1 pseudogene is annotated in these 221 nt (G+C 46.6%); it reads right to left on the reverse strand.

What is annotated here, in order from left to right:
- A pseudogene (locus tag AACR11_RS13710) lies at window positions 1-221 on the reverse strand (hypothetical protein); the annotation flags it as partial.

Here is a 221-nt window from a genome sequence, read left to right on the forward strand (position 1 = left end):
CCAATAATCGCGACATCGCCACTGTGAAGGTATAAATCACTCACAATGCCTTTATTGGTTCTGCCACTATCAGCGGCGTACACAGGGTCAGCTTGGATCAACAGGTGAGGAAAGACCTTTTGCTTATCTTTGATGGTATCTTTACCAATCAGCAAAATGCCCGTTTCATTAACGGTGACACGCTGCCCTAGTTCTGAGGCTTTGCCGTGAACGGTTGTACT

The organism is Vibrio sp. L85 (genome assembly GCF_963871815.1).
In the GTDB taxonomy this organism is placed as follows: Bacteria; Pseudomonadota; Gammaproteobacteria; order Enterobacterales; family Vibrionaceae; genus Vibrio; species Vibrio harveyi.